Raw genomic sequence first — 24,643 nt, 5'->3', positions numbered from 1 at the left:
TTTATACCTCCGTTTTACTTATTCTTATCTTCATTTTTCAACACATCTATCGCCTTTGTGATTATCTCGGGGACTGGTACTCCCATAAGTCCGGCGTTTTCGATTATGGAAAGGGTCTCGTTCGCGATAAACGCTATGCATACGCAGTCCTTGATGTACGCGGTGCCCAGAGCGATGTCCAGCCTGCAAGCCACCAGCAGGATAAGCAGTATCATCCCCTTGCGGCAAAGCCCTTTGAAGCCGGCTCTGCTTTCAAGCGCGCCGCTTTCCGACTTGCCCGATTTCTTGAACACCCCCGCTACTATCAGCCCCGTTATGTAATCGACCACCATAAAGATTATCAGCGTCGTCATTGCGCTGGTCCAGCCTCCAAACAGGGCGGCTATACCGCCCCCTATCGTTCCGACAACGGCAAGCGCCGCCGCTTTTAATTCGGTCATATTGGTTCACTCCGTTTCTTTGTGATTTTTCTTGATATATTTTCAGCCTGCGAACTGAAAATCCGGTTCAGCCCGGACTTTACAGCCGGTACTGATCATCAGCTTCATAGAGAACACCCTTTCATAGCATATTTTTAGATATAATAAAAGCGTCCCGATTGTTCGGAACGCTGATATTCGTGTTTGAAATCTGCACAAAATTATCTTTACTTATTTGTTTACATTGTGCAATTTTCGATTATCTGTTGATTTATGTAAATATTTATGGTAAAATACCAGTATAATAATTTTTAGGGGAACATAGAATGAAAAAGTCAATCGTATTTTTGTTTTTCTTTATTTTTTGTATTAGTTTGTGCGCTTGTGAAAACAATGACAATAAGCAAATATTAGTCAGCTCCACAAAAATATCAGATAATTCATCTGTAACCTCCGAGTATATACCAGATTTGCCGTTTGAGATGTCTTTTCAAAACGGAGATAAATTAATTATAACAGACGGCTCAGACAGCGGCTCTGAACTAAAAAAATATAAGGTATCTATAACATTTAATGAAGACAATGTTGAAGATAACGTTGATTTCCTAATAGATACGATTAAATCAGTAGCAGATACTTATAAAGCCGAAATTGCCGATTTCTCTTGTTATGACAGCCAAAATAACTATATATGTGCTTTTACAACACTGAATTATGGAGAAGAGCCTCATATAAGCGATATAAGCGACGGAGTGTGGTTCGATGAGAATTATAAAGCTGTATTTTATGCAAGATTCAAATAGAAAATAAAATAATTGAAGGGAGTAAATTTTATGAGTTGGAAATGCAGTAAATGCGGAAATATAAACGATAACGATTCAGAGGCCTGCGTATCCTGCGGTTCTACATATTGGACTTGTTATAATTGCAAAAATCGAAATTCATATCGTTCTTCAAAATGTATTTCATGCGGAGAAACAAGAGATTTTTTAAAAGAAAAATCCCATGTTAGTATTTATAATACGACTAAAAAAGTAAAAACCGGCGCTAATGTTTTATGGTGGATAGTCGGAGCTATTATAATCTTAACTATGGTAATCTTATTTATTTCTTTTTTTAAAGCTTCTTATAACAATCAGCAGTCAGATAAAGCAGCTGAAAAAGCTCGCAGTTATGTAATATATACAGATCCAGATTTTATAGCTGTCACTCTTTCTTGAATTTATAGGAGAGCTATCAATGGATTTTGTATTTTATCTTTTAATCCCTGTTTTAATAATTGCGCTTGGCATATATTATCTTTTATATAAAAGTAAGCAGCGTCAAGCGCCGCAAAAAAATTATAAACCAATAGACGATAATAACTTTCAGCAACAAGAGGCTTCAGGCTATGAAATTCCCGTTCCTCCGTCAAGTACCAATCAAAGAAAACGCGGCAGCGCCATTACCGCAAGCGGCTGTTTAGGCGCGTTTGTATTTATTATAGCGGCCGCCGTATTAATGATCTGGATAATTCCCGGTATACGCGGCGGATACAAAAAAGCCAAGGAAAAACGCGATGTCCGATCCAATGCCGCTCAGTATACCGAATCGGAATACAAGGAGCTGTGCCAATCGGTTGCGTACGAAGAAATAGCCAGGGACGGTAACGCCAGATCAGGGGAATATTTCACTTTTTCGGGAGAGGTCCTACAGGAAATTCAGGACGGGATTTACAGACTTTCCGTTAATGACGACGCTGATTACATTATCTTTTCCTTTGAAAGCAACGGCAAACGTATCCTTGAAGGCGATACCGTTACGATTTGGGGAGAAAGCGCCGGATTCATAGAGGGAGAAACCGTTCTGGGAACAAACGCCAAGGCGCCGAAAATTGAAGCCGTTTATGTAACGATAGAGAATGTCGATTCTCAAAAAGAAAGTTGAATTATAGGAGGCAAAGAATATGACAAAACTTCTTACTTTAGTCCTGACATTATGCTTATGCGCGGGAATGGTTTCCTGCGAAAAATCGGAATCAAGCGAAGCTGAAAACAGTTCTTTTTCCGATCCGTCTATATCCGACAGCGCCTCTTACGCCGATTCCGACAGCGCCTCTTACGCCGATATAGATGGATTTACTTATGCAAAATGGCCTGCCGACAAAAACAATTCCGGAGATAAAGTGTATATTAACGGCAAAGTAACAGAATATGGAGCATTAGGGCTAAAAGTCACCTCAGAGAATAAAAACTGGCTGATTACATTTGACGAAATTCCGGATTTAGTAAGAATGTCCGACAAATTCGGCGATAACGAGATAACTATTTTCGGTACATATGAAGGCGTTTCAGATATACAAAATTTGCCAAGCATATCGCTGAATAAAATAGTATACAATTCTATGCCCTACAAATTATCTTATTTTAAGAAAAAGGAAACGGTAACCACCAAGAAAGAAAAAACCACCCTTGCGACTAAGGAAACGACCACCACAACCACAACAACGACTACAACCACTTCAGCAGACGTACCCGAGAATATCGTTCTTTATGACGCTAACGGAATCAAGATAACATATAAGGGATTGGATTATGACGACTTCTGGGGTTCTGAGATAAAACTGCTTATTGAAAATAATACGGATAAAAAATATACAGTTCAAGTGCGGGATTTTTCAGCAAACGGCTTCATGATCAACGGTAGTATTTCAGCGGAAGTTTCTGCCGGAAAGAAAATCAACGACGGCATCACGCTTAGGTCATCTGAGCTTGAGGAAAATAATATCACCAGTATAGAAAATGTTGAGTTTTCATTCCACATTTTCAACTGGGACGATTGGGACGATTCCTTTGACAGCGATATTATATATCTGGAATTCTAATAAATTAAACTGATTTATACCGCCTGCCCGGTCGGACAGGCGGTATATTTATATCATTCCGTGACACCCGCTTCAACCTCCGCGGTACCGCCTTCCGCTTCGGCAATACCGCTTTCGGCGCCGCTGATATTTTCGCTTTCTGAATCGGCGGCTTCGGCTTCATAGCTGGCGGCTGACACAGCGGCTTCTCCACGGTCCAGAACCGTCCAGTCAACATAGTAAGTCCCCGCCGGAAGCGAGCCGGACGGTCCGGTGTACTGAGGGCTGCATATATTCGCGTATATCTTCGACGATATATAGCAGAATGAAAGAACATAATATCTTGACGGGTTAGGCGAACCGGCATATCTCAGGCTTCCCGCTATTCGTGTGTTCGCGTTCGGCGTAAACGGCAGCGACAGAGCCTTGTTTGCATACGCCGCGGAGCTTGCAAGCGTTATTACCTCCGTTCCCGAAGTCTGAGCGGCGTTTACATAGCCTTTTTCAGACCACCGGTAGATAACGTTTTCGTCGGTAACGACATACAGCCTGCCGTATAAGCCGGAGGACGGCAGATTTGCCTTAGCCGCGAAATAGAAATAGTTGTTGCCGCCCCCGTTTGAAAGACCCGTCCCGCTTCCGCCGCCTACGGCAGACTTTCCGTCTCCCGTCAAGCTGAAAGAACGTATCGTGCAGCTGCCGCGCGAACGCCAGATCGTTTCCATTACCGTTACCGTGTAGGCTTTTGTTGAAGCCCCCTCTCCTACGAGATATGTAAAGCGGTCCCCCGGTTCTACCGCAAGATCGCCGAACCAGGCGATCTCCGCCGTATACAGATCGATATTCTTTACCGCGTTGAATACCGCCTCTACATACTGTTCATCTCCGCTGTTCTGAGCCTTGTTGGGCAGGAGCGGATTGTTTGTAAGGTCAATGAGGACCCCGTCCTCACCCACCTGAAAATCGCCGAATCTTGCTCCCGTTATCCTGACCCGCGTATCGGAAATGCTTCTCTTGATAGCGTTGTCCCCGTTGATGATAAACGACGGCGCCGTACTCGCGGCAAAGCGTCCGTAATTGAAAGTATTCGTCTGCCTGTCGATACGGAAGTATACCCCAAGCAGCTGAGCCACCCAGCCCAGCAGATCCCTGTAGGTATCGTTATCCTTGTATTCGTAGGTGAACTTTTCCCCTCCGTTCGGAAGCGACAGTATTTCAGCCTCAGTGTATCCCGGCGAAAGATACGAGCTGAAATGGCTCGTGATATAGAGCAGAAATCTGGAGGGTATCTGCCTTCGCAGCACCTGCGCTTCCTGTGATTTTATCGGCGCGTCCAGTACGGACATATAGTCATATGCCGTAAAGGACATGGTATTCGCCGTCTTTTTTATGCTTGAAATATCAATGATAAAATGCCCCAGACAGAATTCGACCTCGTCGTCATCGTCAAGAATATATCTTTTCACCAGATATACAGCGCTGCCCTGCTGTATCCGCAGGCTTGACGGATCTTCAAGTATCAAAGCCATATCAAGCTGATTTGAGATAACTCCGCCTACCATAAAGGAGCCGCTGCAGCAGCTTTCTGTAAGCGTTACCGAGTTCTGTACTATATTGTCGCTGCTTATGCCGAGGTTTGTTCCGCCGGACAGGGTTATGCTGCCCTCGAACTCCTCTGAAACTATCCTGTTCTGATAATTGCTCGGCGTTTGTATCATTTTCACCGCCCCCTAACATTCAATTAAACTGCACGAATAATCCACAAGTACGCCGCCCGCGCTGTCCCTGCTGAGCACCGTATCCGCCGTTCTGTCTCCGGCGTACATGGTACAGGTATGGTATGTATTCGTAGTGAGATCGTAAAACTCCGCCGTAAAGGTTTCGGAGGAAAGCAGTGAGGTCAGGTCCGAAAGCTCGGACGTTGTAAGTCTCCATGTATATTCGCACTTGTATGTACCCGAGCGTATCCGGTCGCGGTGAAGAACTCCCTTTTCGTTTCTGGTCGTGTTCTCGCTGTCCAGATCATAACGCCCTACCTTGCAGGTCCTCGGCGTGGGAGCCTGCGTTCCGTTTATTTTCAGCCAGATAACCATTTTAACCTCCCAGCCTCTTTGATTTCGTATACTGTCTGTATTCAACTCTTGCCGCAACTTCGTCGCTGTCTATGTAGACATTGACGTCTCCCTGACCCTGAGAAGTACCCTTGCCGGACATACGCATTGCGTCAAGAACCGCCGAATAAATCGCGTCGGTTATCTGCCCCTGGTTCGCCACAGCCGTTCTGCCGCCTATCTGTCCGACCAGCTCGGGTCCGCGTTCGTTGGCTATGAAGAGCTCGCCGTAATCGGGGAATCCGCCGTCAGCATATCCTTTTATGCGCCTGCCTTTCGCCGTATAGCTTACATAATCTATATTCGCGGCCGACATTCCCGCGCCTGCCGCTATGCTGATTCCGTTTATCATCTTTTGATATATCGGGACCGCGTCGTTGTAGGCATTCATCATCTGAACAGAAAATTCCTCTGATTTTCCAAGAATTTTGTTATACATATCAATTAAGGAAATACTTCCGTCGGAAAAGCCCTTAGAAAGAGTACCGCCGATGCCTTTTCCTGTTTCTGTCAGGTCGATGTTAAAGTATGAAGCTACTTCATTTCCTATTCCTAAAAGATTTTCAAAGAACATATTTTTACTGCTGCTGAAACCGCCGCTGTACGTCTGCATTGCGTTATATCCCTGAGATGACAGATTTACGCTGTCCACCGCGAGTTTTACGCTTTGCATAACTCCGTTTACAGCTCCCGCCGCAAGGGCATTACCCATAGAAAATCCCGCGGCCATTCCGGTTACGGAGGAGTAGCCGACGGATTGACCGTTTTTGTTGGCAGTTTCCATAGTATTTGTCCAAGTTAATGGATTGTTGAAAATAGAATTAGGATAAGAACTAATTTGAATCAGTCTTTCAATTATTGAACCTTCACCATTTTTTAAACCTAAACCAAAAGTATATGCAACTTTTTCAGCGCTTTGCATTACTGAGTTAAAATTAATAGATTCTTTTAATTTTGAACTGGTGTTTATTCCAAGCTTTTCAAGATTGTAATTCATATGCTTTACTCTATTTTCATTTATTAAATTTAAGCGTTCATTTTCTTCCACAATAACACTTGGAAATGCTGCCTTTTCGTTTTCACTCATTTGTGAAAGCCATGCTTCTCCCAACGATATATCGGGGGATATATCCAAATCCTTAGTAGCAATATCAATTGTGTCCTGTAAATCGCCAAAAACTCTTTTTACATAGCTCTTTTGCAACTCATATTCTGCGTTCCAAGAGTCTCGGTTGTATTTTTTTACCTCTTCAACACTTTTGCCATTTGACTTGAAAGCCAACTCTGCTTTATAAGTTGCTATGTCGTCAATAGCCCTATCATATTCAGACTGTATAGCGCCTGTTAAAGTAGCAAGATCAGTCTTTATATCTTTTTTGCTCTGTTCCATATCCGCTTTCAAGATTTGTTTTGTTTCCTCATATGTTTGCATAGCAAGGGCATATTGATCATCTGAGAGGAACCCATGCCTATATTGCAGCTGAATTTCTGTATAAAATTCTTCTAGCGCATCACTGCTGGTTTTGTAAGTATCTTTAACAGCTTGTAAAGCCTCTTTGGTTTTAGTATTCAAATCCTCCATGCTTTTTTCAAAGGTTTCAGGATTCTCAAAATCAAGCTTTGAAAAGTCTATCGCATTTTGCATTTCTTCTTTTGCATTTGATAATTCGGTTGACTGCGTCCGTGTTTTGTCAATAAGATAACTGTATGCTCTCTCATATTCATTGGTCTGTTCAGCCGTTGGAGTTATTCCGTCAAAAAGCATTTGCTGATAATTGGTTACGATTGTTTCGGCTTCGTCAACATTTGATTTCATTTCGGATTCAAAACCCTTTAAACTGGAAATAACTTTGCTCAGATCTATGCCGATATTGTCAGCTACTTGTTTTATTTTATCTGAAAATGACTCGAGAATACTTTGCGTAGCCGTTCCGACATTATCCTTTACCGACTTGGCGATTGTTTCAAACTGTCCTGTTATATATTCTAAATCTTCCTCTGACATTGCATTTTTACCGTCGCCGAAAGCAGTGTTGAAATTCTCAACATTTTCAATAGCCGTACTGATTGTACCGTCATTATCTGAAATTGTTTGTTTGTACTCTTGAATTTTATCTGACGTTTCTATTATTTGGTTGTACTGATCTGAAAACATTTGCGTTAAATCAGATACCTTAACTCCGCCATTATCAGACAGTCCGCTTATCTTCAAATACGCTTCCTCAGACGCTTCAACACATTTCTTTATCCAGCCATACAATCCAGAGAAAGCAGTTGCCACAAATCCTACAGCCAGCCCCTTACCTCCTCCGAAAATCCACGAAGCGGCAAGACCGCCGACAATTTCAGCGCTGTCAACAAGAGCCGATTTCCAGGTAAGCGTATCGCCTGCCAGATCATAAAAAAGATTATAGCTTCCGTAGCTTGCAACAACAGTTCCGACGATAGTGCCGAGTAATTTTTGCACAGGACTTAATTTATCCCTGAATTTCTTTACTTCGTCTGAAATACTTTTAAACCCGCCTGAAAGTTTTCCGAAGAAAGTATCAGCCTCAGATTTTTTAAAACCAGTAATAAAAATATCCAGCCACTTTTTAGCGGTTTTGATAATCTTAAGCTCCTTAAACCACTTATAGAGTTCATGGACCTTATCTATCAGCTTTTTAAGCTTTGATACCGCCCAGAGCAGCGCGAGCAGCTTAAGCAAATCTCCGACGATTTTTTTGTTCTTTTTGAACCATTCGTAAAGCGACCTGACTTTATCGGTAAACTCCTTGATTTTTTTCTTAGCCTGCTGATAAAGCTCGTCGGTCTGCTCGTCCAGTCCTGCCAGAAAGTCATATTCAGGCAGTTCAACACCCAGATCACTGCCGCCCGCTGCGCTTACGGTTTCTGAACCGCTTCCCGCGCCGCTGGAAAGCACGTTTATTTCGTCGAATCCCGCAAGCCTCTGCATTTCCTTAACGGTTTCCTGCACGCTTTCCGCCGCGATGTCAGCCTCGTCGGTAACATTGCTCAGACCGTCGCCCATAGCGGAATAGTCTATCTGAGGCATTTCAAAGCCCCACCTTTCCGCAAGGCTTTGCGCAAGGTCGGTAAGAAGCCTTATCGCGACCTGAATATACGGAATCAGCTTTACCGCGACAACGCTGACGATGTTTCCCAGCGCTCTTTTTAATTGAGTAAACTGCTGCTCAAGAATACGTATAGAATTCGCGGGAGTGGCGACCGTCCGCGCCATATCCCCCATCGCGTTGGAGGACTGCTGCATTATTGCAATGTATCTCAGCTGAGATTTCTGAGCCTGCGTCATCTGGTTTATGTTTTGGCTTATACCCAGATTATAAGCGACCTGCTGAAGCGTAGCCGTATCAAGGGCATAGCCTAACCGCCTGAGAGGCTCGATCTCGCCGGAAATACCGCTCTGAAGCTTCTGCATACTTTCATCTATATCGATATTGAAGAACGAAGATATGTCATAGCCAAGCTGCGTAAGGTTTTTGGACATGAGATTAGACTGCTCGGCAGCTACCCCGAAGCCGGAGGTCACCTGCTTGAACACGCCTTGATTTCTGATCCATTCCGACATATCTATTCCAAGAGCGCCGCTTACTTTTTCCGCGTAGTTTAAGGCCTCCTCGCTGGCGTCTCCCATGGCGACCGTAAAAAGATTGAGATTTTCGATATAATCGTTGCTCTCCTTGAACCAGCCGTACATAGAACCCGCAAGCTTGTATAACGCGTAAGAGCACGCCAGTATTTTCACCTTTACGTCTTTGAGAACGGAAGACAGCGATGTATAGGATTTTACCGATACTGCGTTGTTGGAAGCAAGATTTCCGTTTTCCGCAACTACAGACTGCATTATTCCGTTAAGCGATTCCAGTCCCTTTTCGGACTTGCGTACTTCCGTAGTAAGCGGTTTTAAGGCTTCGGTTATTCGCTCTATATAATTTTTGAAATCATCAAGCGCGGAGGTGTCCATAGCCTTGATAAATTCGGGTATCTTCCTGAGCGAGCCGACTACAGAGCCCAAATTGGTCTTTTCTATAGTTTCAAGCGGCTTGACCGCGTCCGCTATATCCAAGATGTTCTGAGCAAGCCTTTCCGTTCCGCTTACTCCTGAAGCCGCCGCGGACAGTCTTTCGATCTGTCCGATAAGCCTCTCAAAGCTTGGGGGCTTTGACGCCGAAAGCTTGTCTATGTACGCGGATAATTCTTTGAGCTTACCGCCCTGTATTCTGGCGGCTGCCGCCGTCAGCTTTTCGATCTGCCGGGAAACCGTGTTCAGCCCCTTGCAGTTTTCTATCGACTTTTCCAGCCTTTCCAGACACGCCGTAAGCTTATCCAACGACTTTACAGCCTTATCCGCGTTGCCGGATATTTCAATACTCAGCTTGTCAATGCTTACTTCTCCCATTCCTTTCACCTTCCTTTCATATGCTTATTTTTAGCCTCTACCAGAGCCCTGAAACGCTCTGCGTTTTCGATCATTATTTCTTCCTGACTGCGCTTGGTTTCCTCTCTTCCCAGCTCGTAGGGCTTTTCGGGATATGCGCAGCGCTTTCCGAAGCAAGCAGAAATTGCCTCGGCCGTATATCTTCCCTGAAGCCATGCGCTGAAATTCATTTCATTGTATAAGGTTTTCTGCTTCAGCTCATAGGCTTTCCTGTAAAAAGCAGGGAGAGCGCTGTCGCCCTCCCAGAACTCCTCACAGGTCATTCCTATGGACAAATAGAAGGGAAAACATTCGTTGAATATTTCAGTGTAGGATTTTACGGAGCCGCGGTCTACTGCTCTGCCACGCTCCAGGAAATCAAATTTTCGGTTTCCTCTTCGTCAGCGGCGTTTGACATAAGGCTTGTGAGAGTTTCGGAATACATATCCATCAGCGCCTGATTAAGCCCTTCCTTATCTTTCAGGGAGGCGTGTATTTCGTCGATAAGCTCTCTCTTTGTAAATCTGTGATTAAGCCTGAACGCTCCGGCGAACAGGTCGGAAATACAGCTCAGAGGCTTGGTTTTGAACTCCTCAAAATTAAAGCCCTCGCTTTCCATCTGTTTTACGGTTTTGCGGTTGAAGCCCAGCTTGTAGGTTCTGCCCTCGTATTCAAAATTAACTGTCTTTGACATAATATTTTCCCTCCGTTTTTAATTAAGAAATTTCCGCTTCCGTTATGTCGGTCTTCGGATAGCAGGTAACGGTCATTTCGCGCTTTCCGCCGACCTCGCCAGCCTTTACGTTCACGAAAACGGAACCGGTCCAGCCCCACGCGCCGTATTCGCCGTCCGCGCCGAATCTGATCTGGAACTGTATCGTGTCGTCGTTTTCCATAGCCTTGACCTTGTCGTACGCGGTCTTGGTGTAGTTGGCTCCGAATTCATAATCGGGCAGATCCACCATTCCGTCCGTATACTTTTTCTGCTTGCTTGAAAGATCCGAAATGTCGAGCTTTTCAGGGGCTGAAAAGAGGTCGGGATAGCTTGTTATGTCAACAAGCTTCTCAAAGTCCGAGCCGGTTGTTTTCTTTGCATACAAATATGTGTTGATAGTTGTTTTTTCCATAATAAATTACCTCTACTTTCTGTAAATGTTTTTCTGTACGTCTGCTTTTCCGACAAATCTTGCAGTCATGCGGTAAACTGTCGGATCCGCCGCATTGTCTATCGGTTCACAGAACTGGCGGACAAAGCCCATGCTGTCAAACTGATCGTTAATAAAGCTGACGATAGCTTTCGCCTGCTGTTTTTTACCCGATTCAAGATTACTGTATACGTTGATCTCATACATAACGTCGGCGTAATTTTCAATACTGCCGCTGTCTATGGATTTTTCATCTACAGCGCTGCTCTTTTCAATAATTGAAACCGCCGGAAAGCGGCTGGGCTCCGAAGTATTTTCACCGACTACATATATGCCTTCAAAATGCTCCCGAAGCGGAACGGCGACGTTATTAAAGACCTCGTTTTCTACGTCTATCAATCAAACACCTCCTTTACGGTTTTTTCTAAATTTCTGCGCATATCCTGCGCGGTTTCATACATGAAAGGACGCGACGGCATACCCTGTGTAAATCTCCATGACCTTCCGTCATCGACCGGATAATACCAGCCTACCCTTCCGTCAAGCAGGGAAACGTAATGGGTGCCGCCCATGTAACGGTACCCTGCTTCCGCCATTATCCTGCCGGCAGGATATGGCTTTCCCTTGCCGATCACGCCGGTCCCGAATTCAACAAAGCAGGCATAATCACAGCTTACCCTTATAAAACCGGCATTTAACGAAGGACTGTAGTATCCGTCCACCGAGTTCAGCAGATTTCCCGTATCGTTTATGCCCAGCTCTGCAATAACCGCTCTGGATATGCTAAGTCCGCGCTCCGTCAATTTCTGTATCAGAAGTCCGGACTTTTTATCAACGGCTTCTCTGTAGGCTTTAAGCCGCGCCGCGGCCTTCCTGATTCCGCCGGTTGACAGCGATATTTTAATATCAGTCACTTATATCCACCCTTTTTACAGCCAGCTGTATTTGATTTATCGTTGCCGATCGCCCCCTTACCTCGTAATTATGCGGCTCTGAAGTATCAGCGCCGTCCAGCCAGAGTATGCTGCTCTCGTTTATATCACAGGAGGTATCCGAGGTCGCAAGGGTGCGGTCGTAGTCAAGAGCAACGCCGAAGGTCTGACATTCCGCGCTGCCCTTGCTGCCGGAAACCGACATCATCACAGCTTTTAACTCGCCGTATTTTTTCTTGTACGACCCTGTAACGTTGCCGTACTCGTCGGTTATCTCCTCGCTGCTTCCGGCATAGTTCCTATAGTAAACAACGCTCTGATTCCGTTTAAGATCTCTCATGCTTTATAACGCCTGCCTTAGGGATTATTTCTGAAAGCAGATCCTTTGAAACATTTTCCGCGCCGTAGGTACGGCTGACCCCGTTTTCGCTGTGCGCGGTTTCTCCCTCCGCCCCCTGTTTATTGTACAGATCAAGGGCTATCCTTACCTGAAGATCTGCATAGCGGGATTCAAGCGTTTCCGGCCATGGGGAGCAAGGATAGCGTCTGGCTTTGATGATGTTTTCAGCAGCTTCAAGCAGATCGCAAAGCAGCTCCTCGTCGCTTTCGCCGGCGCGGAGCTTAAGCCGTTTTAGCTGACGTGTATCCATTCTCACCCGCCTTACTTCTTAAACTTAGCCAGAACGACCTTCGACTGGTTCGACAGCGCTACGGTATAGTGCTTGTCCGCTGAAATATCGGTCTTTCTCGCGAGCGATACCCTGCTGGCCTCAACGTTGGTGTCGCGCTTCAGGTAAACGGTAAGAGCCGAGACCTCTTCTTCCGTTTCGCCGTCCTGATTCAGCTTGACTATAGGACAGAAATAGCAGGGCGTAGTGACTTTTGTGACCTTATCGTCAATTTCCGCCGACGGGAGAGTCTTGCGGATCTCGGCAATATTGGAATCGCTTACCGTTACCGTTCCGCTTTCGTCAAACCTGTACCATTCGGTATGCAGCGGTACCTTTCTCGACGGAACTATCCTGGTATTCGCGATCATTCCGACCTCTCCGGTCATTACCACGCTGCCGGGATATTTGTCCGCGGAAACGAAATCGCTGTCCTTTCTGAGCTGAGTGACCTGCTTTGGGTGAACAAACATGACCTTATCTGTGTTGACTTCCTCGTCAAACAGATCAATAGCGTCTACCACTCCGGTGTATTTGATCGCTGCCGCCGAGCCGTCATATGCAAGCTGAGCCGTCTGAAGCGCGTCCATGGCGTCGTTATCCAGCTTCGCGGCGATAGCGCTGGCAAGCTGGCTGTTGGCTTCCGCTACGGGATTGCCATAGCCGCTCAGAACAGCCTCATCCGTAAGCTCAACCGCTTTCATCGCTTTCTTGACCCTTGCCTTAGTTGTGCTTGCCTGAAGCTTTACCGTTTCAGCGGCAACTCCCTCGGCTACGTCCGCGGCGTCGCCTATGTAACTGTACTGCGGTATGGTTATCTCATCCCCCGGAACTCCGGAAAGAGTTTTGTCTACCTTTGCAAACGGCGCGACGACGATCTTATTCGGGATCTTCGCGGAGATCATATCCGCCATGACCTCAGGGTCGATAAGATCAGAGATCTTAGTAGTTTCATCGGCAAAATACTGCATTGAAATTTTAATGCCTCCGTTGTTCATAAATAAATCATCCTTTCAGTTCGTTATATTTTGTGGGATCGGTCTTTTTCAGCTTAAGCCGTTCGGAATATCCCATCTTCGCAAACGCCTCTTTTGTAAGCCCGCTCTTCGGCTCCGGCGCTTTCGGCGGAGCGCCGCCCCTCAGCTTTGAATCCACAGCCGCTGAAAGAGCGGAATTGAACGCCTGTTCAAATTCGTCCAGCCGCGCCTTGGAGTTTTCCGCGTTATCAGCGGTAAGATACTTGGCGAATACGGCGGGAAGCCCCCTTTTCTGAAGCTCGGAGCCTACCGAAATTTCAAGCTGCGAACGCTCAAACTCCGCCTTTTGCTTTGCAAATTCCGCTTTTTCCTTTTCAAATCGGTATTTCTCCCTTTCGGCTTCGCTCATTTTCTCAAGCTTCCTGCTTTCGCCCAGACTTTCAAGCTGTTCCTTCTCCCATACCTTCCTTGCTTGTGAAACAGCCTTTTCAGCAGCTGTCTTTGTGTGCTTCTCCAAAGCGGCTTTCATGCTGTCAGCTCCGAGGATATCCTCCGGACTGAACGCGCTGAAAACCTGTTCAAGAGTAACGTCAGGCTGTCCGCCGTTTTCGTCAGCAGGAGAATCCTCCGCAAAGAACTGCATCGGTATCCTGATTCCGTGTGTCTTCATAGGGTTTTACCTCGCTTTCTTGATTTTGTGTATAATAAAAGCGCCCTGCGTAACGCAAAGCGCTTATATCCGTATTTTATTTGCAAACAGGCATAAAATTACCGCCTCGCCTGAGCGAAGCGGTTAAAAAACTATGCGGTTTCTCTGTCATTCTTATCTTTTTCCGGGTTTCCGTCCTCGTCTGTATTGAACATATGCTCAATCATTTTTGCTATCTCTTCTTTGCTTTTCGGACGGTCGTCAATAATTTTAATAGGTCTATTTGGATTTAGCATATTCTATACCTCCTTTATGGCACTGCTTAAGAAATCTTCTGACAAATTCGTTATTATCCATTTCTTCATTGTTAAATGAATTAAAGATTTCTGCCATTAGATTTCTCGCTTTATTATATTCATATTCTGATTTCTTATTCAAAATATAAACTTCGCCTTGATTAGTTATAACCGACATTACTTTTATCGCACCCTCGCAGATAAAAGTATCAATATCCGCTACTGAAAAATTATTCGTGCTGGGGTGATTGTGCATATATATGAGCGATCTGCGTTGAGCGTTTCCGATAACAGAAACGGCAAATGGATTTTTTGCAGGTGAAACAACAAATTCGTCACCAAATATTTGAACCTCGCTTCTTAAATTCAAATCATTTATTAACAAAACTTCATTGCTGTCATTCTTTTCTTTTGCAATTTTCAGCAAATCTTTATGCTTGATCTGCATATCGTCAATTTGTTTTTGTGAAAAATCAGACAACTTTACTTTATTAACCTTATCTATTGCCATATCGGTTATGTATATTTTATGATTTCTCTTTTTAGCCTGCTCCAATTTTCTCACTTCCCCTGCCTTTATTATACCACTTTTCTGCGATTTGTCAACCGCCGCTTTTCGTGCCTGCGCCTTTAAAACCCCATACCCGTTGCCGTCAGAATATTTGATCCGCTGAAACTCTTCAAGCGTCCGCGGCATTTCCTTTCCCAGCAGCCTTTTGTACCTCTCAAACTGCTTTCTGTCGGAGGAAAGATTTCTGACCGCCTTTTCATTTGCCTCAGCCTCGGCTCTTCCCTTAACATATCTGCCGTACCACTCCTTATAGGTCATATCCGCCGGAACCGTCACAGGCTTTCCTGTAACGGGGTCCTTTGCCCGCCGCTTCATATCAGCCATTACCTCGTCTGACAGCGCCGGAACTGTCGTAGAACGGCAGCGGGGGTGCATGGGAGGAAAGTTTTCACCCTGACAGGCTTCGGCAAGAGAATACTCGTTTCCGTCAAGGCTCCGGCAGATCTCGGAAGTTCTCAGGTCAAGCGTGGCGACAAACCGGTATTTTTCCGCGCCGCTCTCTCTGTAGCTTTCAAGCTCGGCGCCGTTGGCGATGTAGCTCGCCTCCGTCCTTATAAGCGTCAGACTTCGGCTGTAGGACGAATGCATTCTTTTTTGCAGATCGCTTGCCATTCTGCCGCTGGATTTTCCGGTCAGAAAGCCGTTGAGAAGTATTTCCTGTACAGCCTCGGCAAGCTTTTCGGAGTTGTCCCAGATACGCTCGGAATAGTGTTTGCCGCTCCAGCTGGTCAGCAGTATTTCATTGATCCTGTCCTGTGAAAGCAACGCGAACGAAAAGCCCAGCCCCGTTCCCTTCTGTGTATCGAAAATACTCCTGTAATAAGCGCTTTCGGCTATTTCCGACAGTTCTGAATCCATCAGCTCCAGCGTTTTGCCGCCGATCTTTTCACATACTGATTTAACGCTGTCCGCAAGCGTATTCAGGCTGTCTATCCTTGCCCTGTAAGCCGGAGCGTTTATCTGGGCAAGAATTAAAGCCCTTTTCTCCGCGTCCTCTATCCTGCCGACAGCCTTTTCAAGCCGTTTAATAACATCAGGCTCCTTAACGCTTTGAAGTACGCGCCTGGCTTCGGCTTCGGAAATTCCGGCGGAAAAATTCCTGAATACGCTGTCAAGCCTTTTTTGTATATCCCTTAAGGCTTCAAGATATGCCGTCCCGATCCTGTCCGCTATCGAATCCGCTTTTAAAACAGCCTCGTCCATTCGCTTTTCTGCCCGCTCCCGCCAGTAATCACCGCTCCTTGCTTTCATCTTCCGCACCGTCGCTTCTCAGGCTGAACACCGACCGCTGATATTCCAGAGCTTTCTGATTTTCCTCTCTGAGCTTTTTTATCTCCTCCGCCGGATTTTCAACAAACGGCAGCTGTGACAGAAGCGTTTCCTGCGAAACCAGTCCGGACAGCGCCGCTACGGTATTCGCCAGCTCGGCGGTATTCTGAGGCAGCGTCCTCGGCATGACGATCTCTATACTGTCGGTATCGATTATTATATTTCGCTTTGAAAGCACGTTGGCTATAAGCTTCAGACGATATCTCAGTCCCTCCTTGAAAAAACGTTCCTTCGTCTTTGTCATAAGCTCAAAGCCCAGCAGCTTGTACGCCATGGCAACGCCGGACACGTTTCCGCCGAAATTATCGTCGGACATATCAGGTACGTTTGAGATCGTATGTATATCCTTTTTTATCGCGTTTCGGAGTATCTCAACGCTTGCTTCGTCAAACTGCCTTATAAGATACTCGGCCTTAGCGTCGCTCGGAAGCTCCAGAATACCGTTATCCTTGACCGCCTGATAGGTCTCGCTCTTTTCGCTGCTGTCGTCGCCGAGAACAGAGCCGGTTATCAGCAGCAGGGCGTTTACAAACTGCTCCTTGTCGTTTACCCGGTCGCTCATCAGCAGATCGTACGCGTCTATAAGGGAAATCACCTGCTCGAAATCACCCTGACAGCTTTGGTTATTGTATATCTCATTAAGCGGAACGCTGAGAAAATGATGAGCCTCCTCCTCTCCCTCTTCCGTTACCGTAAATCCGGTATCCGTCCTGAACGGAGCGATCGTATCGGCTGTATAAAGGCTGCACATATACCCCTCGTGCATACCGTTATCGTTAAAGACGGGGTAATAGGTAACGCCGAACAGCGGCTTATGAAGCACCGTATCGTCATAAACGACAAACGCTGAGCGTGGGTCGATCTTTGCAAGCTTAGGAACGGGCTTCTCGTCGTCTGACATATACATAAGCTCAAACGACCGCCCGTATACTGAGCAGTCCAGAGCAAGATCGCTGTCCTCGGTTGGACTGTCCGCCTTTTTCAGAATGTCGGTGATCGGGCTGATATCGCCCTCCGGAAATTTATACGACGCCGGAGTTCCGGCAAGATAGCCGCTTGCGATATTCGCTATATAGCTCGCGTGGTTTATAACTATCCTGTTGTTCGCGAGGTCCGCCGCTTTTACCCTGCCGCATATTTTATGCTTTCCGTCGTAATAGCTTTTCAGCTTTTCAAGCCTTGGAACCGCATTGTCGTGATGGTTCCGTATAAAATTTACCGCCAGTCCGATCGTTATATCCCTGCCGCGTGAAATTGTAAACAAGCCTTGCTCCTCCTTTGCTTTATCAGTATATGCCCAGCGCTGATTTACTGCCGGCGCGGGCTTTCGTTGTCTTTATCGTATTGACAAAATAGCGTATGTCGTCCATCGCGTGGTCGTATTCCTTTATCGGCTTGTCGTCCGCGGACCTGTCGTCCCAGCGGTAAGCGGCAAACTCGTTGATAGCCGACTGGCAGCAGTCGTTTATTTTTATATCGCCCGTCCTGAAAGCCTCGGCAGTGCGTCTTATCCCGTCCGTTACCTCGTTCCTCGCCTTGATAACGCTGAATCTTCCGTGACGGCGGATACACTCGATAAAAGAAGCCGCGGACGGATCCACTATCACAGCCCGTATGCTGAGACCTGCCGCAAGCCTTTCAAGCTGCGAATAATACTCCTCGTCGGTAAGCAGAACGTCTTTTTCGCGGCCGTTGTAATAAAACTCCCTGACCCTGTACCATACGCCGCCGCATTTGCCCCAAAGCCCTGCCGAGAAAGGATTCAGCGTTCCGTAATCGACGGATATATAATAGGACGTATAGCCGCGATCCTCTGTCGGCACGATACCTTCGCCCTGAGCCTGCTCCGGGTATACAAGCCCCTCCGCCATTACCCACAGTCCTTTGATGAACCGATCATAAAAAACGCCCGAATACATATTTTCCGCCTTGGCTATATCTTCAGCGGTAAGTATCGGGTTATCGTTCATCAGAAAGTGCAGTCTGAGGGCATTTTTCTCAGACGCCTTTAATATCCATTCCGTATAAAAGTAATGATGCGGATTTTCCGGATTGCAGTTGAACCAGAGCCTGGCGTTTGATACCGAAAGCGTTCTGGCGACCGCCTGCTCGACAAAGCTGCGGGGCATAAGCGCGACCTCGTCAAGCATAATGCCGGAAAGGGTCAGTCCCTGTATCAGCGCCGCCGAGGATTCGTCCCTGCCGCCGAATATGTAAAAATAATTCCGCTTGCCTCCGACCTCAACCGTCAGCAAATGCGACGATCGGGTATATGACAAACGGAAATAACGGGTTATATCCGCGATCTGACCTAACGGATTTATAATATTGCGCTCGGCGGACTGCACCGTCTTTCCGCAGATCGCAAAATTCGCGCCGTTAAAGTTTTTCATCGCCCAGAGAATATAGCTTGTGATCATTACGACCGTTTTCCCCGAACGGACGGCCCCGTCGCAGATGACCGCGCTGTACCTGCTGCGCATTGAGGGGACGTGGCACCATTTGAGCAGGAGCTTCTGCTTTTCAGACAGTCTTGTAAAGGTCATTTTCCGGCCTCCTCTCTTTCAAGGGTCTTATACAGTGCCGACAGCTCGTCCTCAGACGCCGGCGCGGCAGGTCTGTCAATAAACATCCCCAAGTGCTTGCCCAGAAGTTCAAGAGCCCTAAGCTTATCATAGGAGGATATCTCCACTCCGTTTCTGCCCTGCTTTACGCCTGAAACGACTTTTTTTACCGTATCGGGCAGGTCCTTCGTTTCAGTAAGCTCAACAGCCGTTTCTCCCTGCCTGCTGACGACCCGCGCAAGCTCTGTCCTGTCGCTGAAGGCTATTGCCGCCAGCTCTTCAAGCACTTGGTCGGCAGTTATCCTGGTGCGCTCGGACTGCTCTTTCTGCAGCTCAGAAATATATTTCTGAACGTTAAGTTTTGCTAAGTTTTGCGCGGCTATTGTATTTGCCGTCTTTTTCGAGTACCCCGCTCTGACCGCCGCTTTAGTAGCATTGAGGTCGATGAGGTATTCCTCGCAGAATTTCTTTTGTTTTTCAGTCAGCTTCGGCATTTCCTCACCGTCCTTTCAAAGGCATAAAAAGAACGCTCCTGGGGAGCGTTCGGGTAGATAACTATTTTATTCTTTTTTATCTTTGGTATTTAGCCGTATCATATTTATATAGAGATTTATTAATACCATCATTAAATACAGTGAAATAAAAACAAGTCCTAACATAATAGAAAGCATTATATTTTGTAAGTGACAAATTGTATAATTTGAAACACCATCTAATAATATGCATAAAATTGAAGTAAAAATCACTGCAAATGAAATCATTATGCTACTTTTATAATATGATAATAACACCCCAAGTTCTGTCTTTGATTTAATACGTGTATCCTGTCTTTTAGCCATATCCTTTATTACGGAATTTTCAAATAATGTTGACAATGCTGTTACGTAAAAGCCTAAAATTATTGAGGTTACCGTTAATATATCACTAGCCATTTTTATAGGCACAATATGCAATATACATGAAATAGTAAAGACCGTAATAAACCCTATAACACTAATTATTTTATGCTTTTTATACATATCTATTTTCCTTTAGTTTATTTATAATCTCATATTTTACATCAATTTCATCGTACAATCCAGTGCCTTCATCAGCTTCTACGTTAATATTAATAGCTTCAATATAATTTTTAACATCTAATGTCTTTTCAACTTCATTGTCATCATAACCACAAACAACAATGTTTTGAATTTGCAAATTCTTTTCTTGATTTTTTATTTTCTTTATAAAATGACTTGCAATTCCTGCTAATGAAAGCCTGCCATAATCAACGCTTATTTTTATCTGATTTGCATAATCTAACCCATAGATATTATCTACAGCATCAAAAATTCCATTTTTCTTTCTGAATAATGTATCTTTGGTTATAAACGATATGCTTTTTAAACAACTTATTCCTTTGCTAAATTCGTCCATATTTTTATAATAATTTTTTATCTCAACCTTTTTTTGTAATATGTCCGATAAATATTTTATAAGATGATTTTTCTTTTGGATGTTTGAAAGATAGAGAACTTTTGTTGATAGAAAATATATACAAAAAAACTGATGTTTAAATTCAATCTGATATGGATTTCTTGGATTTGGTTCATCGCATTGCTTATCCTCATTGTATACCTTATCATTATGAATTTTTGCATTTTCATATTCGACATATAACCATAAGTATTTTAGACCTTCATTATATTCGGTTTTAAAATTATAACTTATATCATCAAATCTGTTACGCTTAGTTTTTGAATTATTTATAAATTTTAAATGCTCTTCTGTAGGATCTTGTCCGTCAATAATTAACTGCATATTTTTAAAACTTATTGCCATAAATAATCCCCCATCTAAAATATTATATACAAAATAATACCATAGAAAGAGTGATAAATCAACAGAACAAGACAAAAATAGCCTTTTTGCATAAATCTGAGATACAGTTTTTATGCAACATTTGAGATTTGCGACATTATACGACATAAATGAATAAGCCATACATTAAAGTATATGCCGTTTGCTTACGAAAAAGACACCCGCCAAGAGTGCCTTTTCCGCAAATATTTTAAGGAGGACTTTAATGGCAGTCCAGTGGAGCAAGCCTGGGGAATCTAACCCCAGCCGCCAGCTTGTGCACAGCTTACTGCGGTACTTCTGCGCTTGCATACGGAGCTTTCGCCCCGTCCGGAATTATTATTCCGCTGATGAAAAAAATATTGAAGGGGAAAACAGTGAATCTCTATGCACTTTCCTCATTTTAATTATAGCACCCCTGAAAAGACACATCAAGACTACAAAAGGGAACATTCAACCACATTAAAGAACATATTTCAAATATCTTTCTACATACGTCTTTAACGCTTTTGTACTGTACTCATGCATTTCAACAGCTACCTCGTCCCAAGTCGGATTGCTAAGCGAATCATCAAGGCAGTAATGATATAAAGCGTTGTAAACGCGCCGATTCGGTATAGACGCTATGTATTCCTCTATCTCCCGGTTTTCTTTTTCAAGCCTTGACTTTTCAGCCAAAAGCGATACTGTGCCCAGACCGTGTATATATCCGTTTATCACCCTCGTTTTTTTCTCGAAACTGGGAGGTCCCGCCGAGCCCTCCACGCAAATGCGCGCTTCCTTCAACGCAAGCTTGCGGTCAATACATTCTATCAGTTCAAGATTGCTTCTGTGCTTTGCCAGTTCTTTTATAGTCACGCTTACTGCCTCCCTTTTTCATGCGTTTCTCTAATTTTTCGATTCTCGCCTGTTCGGCTATCGCAAGAAAGTCATTCTTTGAAATTTTGATATCAAGCATATTAAGATATATGTCCAGCCCACCTTTTTCAACCTCTATAACCGTCCGATCTGCCAAGTCCCCGCCGTTTTCGATATCGTGATAGGCTTGCATGATAACCGCAGACGCAAGACGTTTACACGCTTTGCTCATGGCGCTTCCTTTCCGCTATAAAAATCAATTTTCATATTCCTTTTCCTCACCTTTCAGAATAGCTCTTATTAGCTCTAAGATTTCAAGCATTTTTTGACCTCCTTTTCTTTAAAGCTTCCTCTGCTGATTCTTTATTTAAAAATACAATATCTCCAATTGCGGTGCCTTTAAATGTTCTGCTTTGCGTGCGTATCATTATCTCATCGTCATACAGTTCTATTTTTCTTACCTTTTCCGGCTTTGGGTCTTGAAAATATGAAAAAGCGGCTTTGATAAAATAAACCGTATCGCCAACCTTACAGGGCAATTCCGCAATAAAAGATTTATCTTTGTAAAGATCACAAATTTTATCTTTGTGATTACAAACCTCGCAATGTATGCAGTCGTTACACGTCATTACTACCTTACCTTTAGTAACGTCAACATTTATAACTGGCATATCTTCAATAAACTTAGCTAAGTGTTTACAGTAATCGCCCATAGCTGATGATATACAAGCGTTTCTTGAACCGGGCTTACCAGATTCATAGTGTTGTTTTGCCATGTTCTTTAATTCAGTTATAACGTCATTTTTAGAAATAAACTCATTAATGAGTTTTTCGCTTTTAGTAACTCCGGCGTTGCGCTGAGCAGGAACCGCTACGAACGACCACTCGTAGGCGTCGGTCGGCTCGTCGAGAATAACGCTGCACAGCTTTCCGTCATAATATTTTCCCTTTATGTGACCGCAGGGATTCTCTCTGAGATCGGCTCCGCACACCGAACACAGCTTTCTGCCTATCGAGCAGCCTACCGACACCTCCTTTTTTATTCCGCCCTCGATCTCGGCGATGAGATCCTTCGACCTATCCGTTCTCATCATATACGCCTTAGCCACAAGGCAGGTATACGGCTCTCCGGCGGCGGTCAGCCTGTCTGAAAGGGTTTTCACCTCGCAGTCGAATATTCTCGCCGTCTGGTTTTCACCCTTGGGATCGTGGTCGAAAATTCCCGTCTTTCCCACGAAAAGCTCCGCCAGTCTTTCAAGCGCCGGGACGGAAAAGTGTTCGCCGTCCCGGTCAATCTCGTTGTCGCAGAGGATAACCGGAAAGGTATAAACCTCCTGCGCCGAAACAGGCTTTCTGGTATACCTGTTCAGCTTTTCAAGCAGTTCTTCGTCAAGCGTAAAGCGAATAAATTCATCAAGCGACTTCATGTCCGTTATATTTTTAGCCATTACTTTCACCGTCCTCAACATAGCACCATGACTGCGGCGGACGCGAAAGCGGTTTTAAAACAGGGTCGCGCCCTGATCGCCTGTAAAACTCGGACAGCTCTCTGGGTCTGTCATAAATAACAGGGTCTGAGATGTGCCAGCCGTAAAACAAATTTTCACCGTTTCCCAGATATCTGCGGAAATCTTCAAGTTCAAGACAGGTCTCTCTTAAAAATCTGCTTTTTTGCACATCTTCATTTGAAGCGACAGCTGTAAAAACGTCCTCTTCATTATCGTATTCCCATATTGCCTCCAGAACCGGCTGTTTACTCTCAGGGTAAAACTCTGTTTGGTATATTGAAATGTCATAGCACATAAATTCGCCTATGACTTTTCCTCCGTTTGCACAGGCGTCGTTTGACCTTGTCATATATATGAAGCATTTAAACGATGAGAAATTCGGACGTGTTTTTCTCACCTCAATTGTCTTTAAGCCTTGTGCAATCAAATTACAGAATTGAGGCTTTACGCTCAACAATATGCAACTACCCGCGCTATCACAAAATTTATGTTTTTGGTTCATAGTTTTCCTCCTTAATGTCCTCCAGCTTGCAGACCAAAACGCTGTTGCTGTTGTTCAAGTCCTGCAAGATCGCCTGATAGAAAAAGCCTTCGCCATTTCTGCGTATAACAGCTCCGGCTAAAATGAAATCAGCGCCTTCTATATACAGCCTTTCGTTCGTAAGTATTACGCGCTTGTTAAGATTTCTTTTGATTTCACGTTCTATCATTGCAGCTCCTCGATCCTGATATATATTCCAGAAACGTCGGCCCAGAATTTCTCGCATATTTCAGAAGCCACCAAGCAGTCGTCTTTCCAGAAACCACAGTAAGTCATGCAGTCCTTCAGCAGTTTTTGAAGGTTATCCGTGTCAGGCTTTGTCGTTCTGTACTCGCCGTCCCTGTGCTTGCCTTTTGGAAACAGCCACTTTACAGTCAAGCGCACTCCGCATTCGAAAGGTTCCGAAGGTCTGTGCTTAGACAGGTTGGCGATAAGCTTTGCTTTGGCTTCTTTTAGCTCAGGCGCGTCATAAAATACCGGCTTGCCATTTTTCATGGTTACCCTGTGTTCCTGAGCTGTTACGGTAGGCGGTATCATAGGCATAAAAAATTCAGTCATCATCGTCCTCGCTTTCAAAATCAACGCCCTGCCACTTACCGACAGACGGATCATATTTGACAGCGCCCGACTGTTTGATAATGTCCCAAATGTATTTGAGTATAGCATTCTGTTTTACGAGCCACCAAAGCGTTCTGGCTTTTTTATATTCAAAATCCTCGTCAGGCAATTTGTGATACAGTGGCGGCATACGTCTTGCCGCGTCAACAATGTCTTGTTTCGCTTTACTTCTTTTTGCCATATCGCACCTCCCGCGCGCGAATATTATTCTAACTACTTTTTTGTCGGGCGGTTAAGACCCGACAAAAAGTATTATTTATAATAATAGATTTGTCTGTCCCTCGGACAAACTCGATATTTTTTCGAAATTGTCCACGTTTGAGACAGATTCGAAAATT

At 44.7% G+C, this 24,643-nt stretch carries 31 protein-coding genes; 4 read left to right on the top strand and 27 right to left on the bottom strand.

Annotation, left to right across the window (positions count from 1 at the left end):
• Positions 1-14 precede the first annotated feature (14 nt).
• Entirely contained in the window at positions 15-440 is a 426-nt protein-coding gene (locus tag EIH25_RS02625; protein ID WP_124098368.1) for a phage holin family protein, read from the bottom strand.
• A gap of 305 nt (positions 441-745) precedes the next feature.
• Here EIH25_RS02625 and EIH25_RS02620 point away from each other — a divergent pair, with 305 nt between their 5' ends.
• The 4 genes from EIH25_RS02620 to EIH25_RS02605 all read left to right on the top strand — a co-directional run bounded on the left by EIH25_RS02620 (position 746) and on the right by EIH25_RS02605 (position 3,282).
• Positions 746-1,222, top strand: coding sequence for a hypothetical protein (locus EIH25_RS02620; RefSeq protein ID WP_124098367.1), 477 nt, complete (start codon positions 746-748; stop codon positions 1,220-1,222).
• Between the two features lie 30 nt (positions 1,223-1,252).
• The gene (locus tag EIH25_RS02615) at positions 1,253-1,639 is read left to right on the top strand and encodes a zinc finger protein (protein ID WP_124098366.1); all 387 of its coding nucleotides are present in this window, start codon (positions 1,253-1,255) and stop codon (positions 1,637-1,639) included.
• Between the two features lie 280 nt (positions 1,640-1,919).
• Positions 1,920-2,345 (top strand): hypothetical protein, encoded by a 426-nt coding sequence (locus EIH25_RS02610; RefSeq protein WP_124098365.1) that lies wholly within the window; start codon positions 1,920-1,922, stop codon positions 2,343-2,345.
• 19 nt (positions 2,346-2,364) lie between these two features.
• Positions 2,365-3,282 (top strand): hypothetical protein, encoded by a 918-nt coding sequence (locus EIH25_RS02605; protein ID WP_124098364.1) that lies wholly within the window; start codon positions 2,365-2,367, stop codon positions 3,280-3,282.
• 53 nt (positions 3,283-3,335) lie between these two features.
• Here the strand turns inward: EIH25_RS02605 and EIH25_RS02600 are convergent, their stop codons facing one another.
• From EIH25_RS02600 to EIH25_RS02480, 26 genes are all read right to left on the bottom strand, one after another.
• The gene (locus EIH25_RS02600; RefSeq protein WP_124098363.1) at positions 3,336-4,979 is read right to left on the bottom strand and encodes a hypothetical protein; all 1,644 of its coding nucleotides are present in this window, start codon (positions 4,977-4,979) and stop codon (positions 3,336-3,338) included.
• A 12-nt stretch (positions 4,980-4,991) separates the two neighbouring features.
• Positions 4,992-5,354, bottom strand: a complete 363-nt coding sequence (locus EIH25_RS02595; RefSeq protein WP_124098362.1) for a DUF6711 family protein — start codon at positions 5,352-5,354, stop codon at positions 4,992-4,994.
• Between the two features lies 1 nt (position 5,355).
• Complete coding sequence (locus EIH25_RS02590; protein ID WP_124098361.1) at positions 5,356-9,792, bottom strand: hypothetical protein; 4,437 nt, start codon at positions 9,790-9,792, stop codon at positions 5,356-5,358.
• 5 nt (positions 9,793-9,797) lie between these two features.
• The gene (locus tag EIH25_RS02585) at positions 9,798-10,106 is read right to left on the bottom strand and encodes a hypothetical protein (RefSeq protein WP_124098360.1); all 309 of its coding nucleotides are present in this window, start codon (positions 10,104-10,106) and stop codon (positions 9,798-9,800) included.
• Positions 10,107-10,162: 56 nt separating this feature from the next.
• Positions 10,163-10,504: a DUF5055 domain-containing protein gene (locus EIH25_RS02580; protein ID WP_124098359.1), complete on the bottom strand. Its 342-nt coding sequence runs from the start codon at positions 10,502-10,504 to the stop codon at positions 10,163-10,165.
• A 22-nt stretch (positions 10,505-10,526) separates the two neighbouring features.
• Positions 10,527-10,937: a hypothetical protein gene (locus tag EIH25_RS02575; protein WP_124098358.1), complete on the bottom strand. Its 411-nt coding sequence runs from the start codon at positions 10,935-10,937 to the stop codon at positions 10,527-10,529.
• Between the two features lie 12 nt (positions 10,938-10,949).
• A complete protein-coding gene (locus tag EIH25_RS02570; RefSeq protein ID WP_124098357.1) occupies positions 10,950-11,354 on the bottom strand; it encodes a hypothetical protein in 405 nt (134 codons plus the stop codon).
• Positions 11,351-11,869 (bottom strand): hypothetical protein, encoded by a 519-nt coding sequence (locus EIH25_RS02565; RefSeq protein WP_124098356.1) that lies wholly within the window; start codon positions 11,867-11,869, stop codon positions 11,351-11,353. Before EIH25_RS02565 ends, EIH25_RS02570 begins: the two co-directional genes overlap by 4 nt.
• Complete coding sequence (locus tag EIH25_RS02560; RefSeq protein WP_124098355.1) at positions 11,862-12,227, bottom strand: hypothetical protein; 366 nt, start codon at positions 12,225-12,227, stop codon at positions 11,862-11,864. The genes EIH25_RS02565 and EIH25_RS02560 overlap by 8 nt, the downstream gene beginning before the upstream one ends.
• Positions 12,214-12,537 carry a phage head-tail connector protein gene (locus tag EIH25_RS02555; protein ID WP_124098354.1) on the bottom strand — a complete coding sequence of 108 codons (324 nt, stop codon included), beginning with the start codon at positions 12,535-12,537 and terminating at the stop codon, positions 12,214-12,216. Before EIH25_RS02555 ends, EIH25_RS02560 begins: the two co-directional genes overlap by 14 nt.
• Before the next feature lie 11 nt (positions 12,538-12,548).
• The gene (locus EIH25_RS02550) at positions 12,549-13,553 is read right to left on the bottom strand and encodes a N4-gp56 family major capsid protein (protein ID WP_243113069.1); all 1,005 of its coding nucleotides are present in this window, start codon (positions 13,551-13,553) and stop codon (positions 12,549-12,551) included.
• Between the two features lie 7 nt (positions 13,554-13,560).
• The gene (locus tag EIH25_RS02545) at positions 13,561-14,202 is read right to left on the bottom strand and encodes a DUF4355 domain-containing protein (protein WP_124098353.1); all 642 of its coding nucleotides are present in this window, start codon (positions 14,200-14,202) and stop codon (positions 13,561-13,563) included.
• Positions 14,203-14,333: 131 nt separating this feature from the next.
• Positions 14,334-14,477: a hypothetical protein gene (locus EIH25_RS12365; RefSeq protein WP_164489134.1), complete on the bottom strand. Its 144-nt coding sequence runs from the start codon at positions 14,475-14,477 to the stop codon at positions 14,334-14,336.
• Positions 14,461-16,299, bottom strand: coding sequence for a minor capsid protein (locus EIH25_RS02540; RefSeq protein WP_124098352.1), 1,839 nt, complete (start codon positions 16,297-16,299; stop codon positions 14,461-14,463). Before EIH25_RS02540 ends, EIH25_RS12365 begins: the two co-directional genes overlap by 17 nt.
• A complete protein-coding gene (locus EIH25_RS02535) occupies positions 16,280-17,641 on the bottom strand; it encodes a phage portal protein (RefSeq protein WP_124098351.1) in 1,362 nt (453 codons plus the stop codon). The genes EIH25_RS02540 and EIH25_RS02535 overlap by 20 nt, the downstream gene beginning before the upstream one ends.
• A gap of 22 nt (positions 17,642-17,663) precedes the next feature.
• Positions 17,664-18,923, bottom strand: a complete 1,260-nt coding sequence (locus tag EIH25_RS02530; protein WP_124098350.1) for a PBSX family phage terminase large subunit — start codon at positions 18,921-18,923, stop codon at positions 17,664-17,666.
• The gene (locus tag EIH25_RS02525) at positions 18,920-19,435 is read right to left on the bottom strand and encodes a terminase small subunit (protein WP_243113068.1); all 516 of its coding nucleotides are present in this window, start codon (positions 19,433-19,435) and stop codon (positions 18,920-18,922) included. Before EIH25_RS02525 ends, EIH25_RS02530 begins: the two co-directional genes overlap by 4 nt.
• A 66-nt stretch (positions 19,436-19,501) precedes the next feature.
• A complete protein-coding gene (locus tag EIH25_RS02520) occupies positions 19,502-19,960 on the bottom strand; it encodes a hypothetical protein (protein ID WP_124098349.1) in 459 nt (152 codons plus the stop codon).
• Positions 19,953-20,762 carry a hypothetical protein gene (locus EIH25_RS02515; protein WP_124098348.1) on the bottom strand — a complete coding sequence of 270 codons (810 nt, stop codon included), beginning with the start codon at positions 20,760-20,762 and terminating at the stop codon, positions 19,953-19,955. Before EIH25_RS02515 ends, EIH25_RS02520 begins: the two co-directional genes overlap by 8 nt.
• Positions 20,763-21,242: 480 nt before the next feature.
• Positions 21,243-21,638, bottom strand: coding sequence for a hypothetical protein (locus tag EIH25_RS02510; protein ID WP_124098347.1), 396 nt, complete (start codon positions 21,636-21,638; stop codon positions 21,243-21,245).
• Entirely contained in the window at positions 21,598-21,870 is a 273-nt protein-coding gene (locus EIH25_RS02505) for a hypothetical protein (protein ID WP_124098346.1), read from the bottom strand. Before EIH25_RS02505 ends, EIH25_RS02510 begins: the two co-directional genes overlap by 41 nt.
• Before the next feature lie 82 nt (positions 21,871-21,952).
• Positions 21,953-23,086 carry a hypothetical protein gene (locus EIH25_RS02500; protein ID WP_124098345.1) on the bottom strand — a complete coding sequence of 378 codons (1,134 nt, stop codon included), beginning with the start codon at positions 23,084-23,086 and terminating at the stop codon, positions 21,953-21,955.
• Entirely contained in the window at positions 23,079-23,495 is a 417-nt protein-coding gene (locus EIH25_RS02495) for a hypothetical protein (protein ID WP_124098344.1), read from the bottom strand. The genes EIH25_RS02500 and EIH25_RS02495 overlap by 8 nt, the downstream gene beginning before the upstream one ends.
• Positions 23,496-23,631: 136 nt before the next feature.
• Complete coding sequence (locus EIH25_RS02490) at positions 23,632-23,856, bottom strand: hypothetical protein (RefSeq protein ID WP_124098343.1); 225 nt, start codon at positions 23,854-23,856, stop codon at positions 23,632-23,634.
• The gene (locus EIH25_RS02485; protein ID WP_347561931.1) at positions 23,853-24,245 is read right to left on the bottom strand and encodes a RusA family crossover junction endodeoxyribonuclease; all 393 of its coding nucleotides are present in this window, start codon (positions 24,243-24,245) and stop codon (positions 23,853-23,855) included. Before EIH25_RS02485 ends, EIH25_RS02490 begins: the two co-directional genes overlap by 4 nt.
• Positions 24,238-24,486 (bottom strand): hypothetical protein, encoded by a 249-nt coding sequence (locus EIH25_RS02480; RefSeq protein ID WP_124098342.1) that lies wholly within the window; start codon positions 24,484-24,486, stop codon positions 24,238-24,240. The genes EIH25_RS02485 and EIH25_RS02480 overlap by 8 nt, the downstream gene beginning before the upstream one ends.
• Positions 24,487-24,643 lie beyond the last annotated feature (157 nt).

Source organism: Ruminococcus sp. Marseille-P6503, from assembly GCF_900604945.1.
GTDB lineage: Bacteria > Bacillota > Clostridia > Oscillospirales > Ruminococcaceae > FB2012.
This window is presented reverse-complemented; position numbering and strand designations above follow the sequence as displayed.